Raw genomic sequence first — 4,254 nt, forward strand, 5'->3', positions numbered from 1 at the left:
TTTATTCTAAATTTTCGGTTCTGTCCTGCACTATTTTACAGTTGGTAGCCGTTGCTCGTCGATCGTACGAAAAGCAGCGGCCACTTCTTCAACCCTCAGCCCTTAAAAAACAGGGAATGCGCCCCGTACTATCTCGGATTCCCCCTCATGTGGCCTGATGGCGAGCTTTTTGGGACGATCTGTATTTTCGATAGCAGGGATAATGCCCAGGCGACGCAGTTTGAAGGGCTGGTTGCGGAGCTACGGGAGTTGATTGAGAGAGACATGCAGATGATTATCAATTCCTATGAGCGTGAGAATCTACTCTCAGAAATCTCCCAGCACCGATGCCATCTCCAAGAGATGGTTGAGGCTCAAACGGCAGAACTTGCGCGAAGCAATGAAGTTACCGAAGAACTTCTTCGATTTGAACAACTGGTATCTGATCTTGTCGCGAGGTTTGTTAATCTGCCACCGGAAGATGTTGATAAGGAGATCACCGAATCCTTCGATCGCCTCTGCCAATTCTTCGGAGTCGATGGCTCAGCGCTCTTCTCGATTGTAGCCGAAAACAAGCAGATTCGAATTCTGAACACAGGCTGTGCAAGTACGGCGTTGCCTCCCTTTGTTGAACGCATCACCTCGGAGTATGCCTGGGAGAATCCGAGGATGGATGAGGAGCGCAAGCCCATTATCTTTCAGGAAGAAGATATTCCGGCTGAAGATACTACCCTAAACGGGCCGAAAACATCCCTGCTCCTGCTGCCCATAGTCGTGGGGAGACATCATGCCTATCTCTTTGGCCTTTGGGCTGAAAATGCCCGCCACGAGTGGCCACAAGTTTGTATCCACCGCCTTCGTCTGCTCGGCGAAATCTTCGCCAAGGCAATCAGAGCCCGAGACCAGCATGAAGCCCTGGTCAAGAGCGAGAAAGGACTGGCCGCGGCCCAGCGTATCGCTCACTTGGGAAGTTGGGAATGGGACATCCCTGGCGATATTCACCATTGGTCTGATGGGTTTTACCGAATTTTCGGTTTTTCTCCACAGGAGCTCAGCGCAAGTTATGAAAGGTTTCTTGCCTCCGTCCATCCCGAGGACCGCCAGGCAGTGCACCAGGCAAACACAGAGTGCCTCTCCAATCCCGGCAGGGCTTATTCATTGGAATACAGGGTAGTTTGCCCGGACGGCACCGAACGTATTGTCCATGCCCAGGCGGAGGTCCTCTTCGATCAAAACGGTAAGGCAGTTCGGATGATCGGGACGATCCAGGATATCACCGACCGCAAACGGGCAGAAGAAGCCTTGGCCAGGAGCGAGAGCAAGTATCGGGAGCTCGTGCAGAATGCCAACAGCGCCATCCTCCGATGGAATAGAGACGGGAGCATTACCTTTGCCAACGAATACGCACAGACCTTTTTCGGTTACAGCTCCGATGAGCTCATCGGTACAAGCGTAAGCATCATTGTTCCAAAACAGGACTCAGCAGGAACGGACTTGTCCACATTGGTTCAAGACGTTGTGGATAATCCGGAGCACTATATAAATATCCTCAATGAAAATGTTTGCCGGGACGGACGACGGGTCTGGATGACATGGACAAACAAGCCGATTTTTGACGAAAACGGCAAGGTGGCGGAGATACTTGCCATCGGGACTGATATCACGGAGCTGAAGCGCGCCAAACAGGCCCTGGAGGACGCCTTCGATAAGATCAAAAAATTAAAAGAGCAATTGGAAGCGGAGAACATCTATCTTCGTGAAGAGATGGGATCCAGAGATGGCTATGGAGAGATCATCGGTACCAGCGTTCCCATAAAATTCGCATTGGGCAGAGCGCGGCAGGTTGCACGCACGAAGACGACCGTGCTCCTGACGGGGGAGACCGGGACAGGAAAAGGCATGTTTGCCCGCTTCATCCACCAGGAGAGTGACCGCAGGAATAAGCCCTTCGTGAATGTAAACTGCGCCGGTTTGCCTGCGAATCTGATCGAAAGTGAGCTCTTCGGCAGAGAAAAAGGCGCCTTCACCGGTTCCACTGCCCGACAGATCGGCCGCTTCGAGCTCGCCAATGGTGGCACGATTTTCCTGGATGAAATCGGGGAACTTGCCCTCGAACTGCAGGCGAAGCTTTTGAAGGTCATCGAGGAGGGAGAGTTTGAGCGTCTCGGCAGCCCTCATACGGTTAAGGTCGATGTACGGATCATCGCATCCACGAATCGACACCTGGAAGAAGAAATAAAGAAAGGCCGGTTCAGGCAGGATCTTTTTTACAGGCTCAACGTCTTCCCTGTCATTATCCCTCCTCTCAGGGAGAGAAGTGGGGACATACAGCTCCTCGTGGAAACCTATGTAACCAAATTCAGCAGAAGCCATAACAAGGAGATTAAAAGGATCCCCAAAAGGATCATGGAATGGCTTGTAAACTATGCCTGGCCGGGGAATGTGCGAGAGCTGATTCATGTCGTCGAGCGGGCCGTCATTGTAAGCGAGGGTCCAGAGCTCCGGCTTGCGGAAACAATCCAAGCCCCCTCTGTTGATTCTGCCCGGGAGGTCGAGACCGGCACCATGGAATCGAGAGAAACCAAAGCCCTTGCACAGGCAGAGCGGGAACATATCCTGAGGACACTTCAGGAAACCGGATGGAGAATCGAAGGCCCCAGGGGGGCCGCTCGGCTCCTTGAAATGCACCCGAACACCCTCAGGGCCCGCATGAAAAAGCTCGGCATCAAAAGACCGGGATCCTGATGAGAGCCTTTCCTGCAATTTCTCAGCGGGTTTTTCATGAGTCACGAGGAATGGGGGCACCACATCGCATGATAATCTGCCAGCGATGACGCTTTTTTCAGGTCGGTCCCTTCAAAGGAAAACCTGCACTCGCCTGTCCACCAAGTAATTCTAAATCCACCAAATATGATGGCACTTTATTGCGGAATCCACCAAATATGGTGGGCATTTCACCTGCTCAAGCCGTATATCGATGTGGTAAAATAAAAAATATAATAATATTAATATATTATAAATAATTCGCTTTCAATATTCCAATCGGCATAAAGATTGCTCAACTATGAGCCAACGAAGCTGGGCATGACGGTTTGCTTATCGTGAGTGTGAACAATCATCAAATATGAAAGCGTTACTTTTCTTGTCTTTTTGGAGCCGGAACGCGGCAGACAAACACTAGGAGGTGAGCCGATACGATTTATTGATTATGGCACAAGGAAAGATCAGAGGGAACCAGGTTCTAGAAAATTAACCATCACAGACTGTTAAAAGCAAAAGGGAGAAAATCTCATGACTCGGAAAGGTCGAAATCTTTTTGCGGTATTGCTGGGAGCCCTCCTGTTAGGAGTTTTTGCGGCTCCGTCGGTTTGGGCCCATGCTATTGACTACACTGCATACGACATCCAGCCACAGGCCGATTTTGATGGTCAGTCCGGCCACTTTCGATTGATCAAACCGATTGCCCCCGGTGGCCTCATCTTCTTCAGACTCACCTTGGAATTGATCGAATCCGCCGGCGGCGGCACCTCACTCCTGCCAGCCACCATTACCTTTGGGGTCAAGAATAGCGTTCCGGGTGACCTGCTGGTCAGATTTGGCCAAGGCATTGATTTGGCAAGTGTCTCTGCCTTGCCGGCAACTATCGCTCAGACGTATGTAAAGCAAAATGGTCTGATTGCCTCCTTGCAAACGGCGGTATCGGCCATCGCCCCGACTGCCCCAGGAAGTTACTTCTTCAAGATCCAGGCTATCAACGGATTCAAGGGTAACGGATTACAGCCGGGCGAAGGCATCGTCATTCACTTTAAGGTTGCAGAACCGGAAGTAACCCTGCCAGTTGAAACGGTACTGGATGTAAAGTTAGCATCTCCGAGCATCTTATATCGTGCCCCATCAAATACAATCACTGCGACGCTGACAGAAAAACTCTCAGGCACACCAGTCCCGGGCCAACCCATTAATTTCTATTTCGAAGGTGGTGAATTGGCCTCTTCTGTTACCACTGATGCAAATGGCATCGCCACTTACGACTATACTACCAGCGGTCTCAATGTAGGAGATTATACCGTTGCCGCCAATTTTGCAGGGACGGTAGCTTATCTCCAATCTTCGGGCTCTACCACTCAATGCGTTACTTTCAAGTTTCTCAGCAATTCCCGGCTCTGACCGAAAATGCACCTTACCCAGTGGCAAGAGGCAAAATCTGTCGCGGTAGGTCCCTCGGCAAGCAGGTCGTTACGGCGATTTGATGCTATGGGGTCGTCAAATACCCTG

At 51.0% G+C, this 4,254-nt stretch carries 2 protein-coding genes; both read left to right on the forward strand.

Translation table 11 applies throughout. From position 1 onward, the window contains the following. Nucleotides 1-147: 147 nt before the first annotated feature. Complete coding sequence (locus tag MWC30_RS21255) at nt 148-2,724, forward strand: sigma 54-interacting transcriptional regulator (RefSeq protein ID WP_244086210.1); 2,577 nt, start codon at nt 148-150, stop codon at nt 2,722-2,724. A gap of 546 nt (nt 2,725-3,270) precedes the next feature. Further along, nucleotides 3,271-4,146: an Ig-like domain-containing protein gene (locus MWC30_RS21260; protein ID WP_244086211.1), complete on the forward strand. Its 876-nt coding sequence runs from the start codon at nt 3,271-3,273 to the stop codon at nt 4,144-4,146. The last annotated feature ends 108 nt before the right edge of the window (nt 4,147-4,254 follow it).

The organism is Desulforhabdus sp. TSK (assembly GCF_022836495.1).
In the GTDB taxonomy this organism is placed as follows: domain Bacteria; phylum Desulfobacterota; class Syntrophobacteria; order Syntrophobacterales; family Syntrophobacteraceae; genus Desulforhabdus.

Excerpts from the sequence above, each read along its gene's own strand:
- MWC30_RS21255 (WP_244086210.1), top strand. The coding sequence starts at position 148 with ATGTGGCCTGATGGCGAGCTTTTTGGGACGATCTGTATTTTCGATAGC.
- MWC30_RS21260 (WP_244086211.1), top strand. The coding sequence starts at position 3,271 with ATGACTCGGAAAGGTCGAAATCTTTTTGCGGTATTGCTGGGAGCCCTC.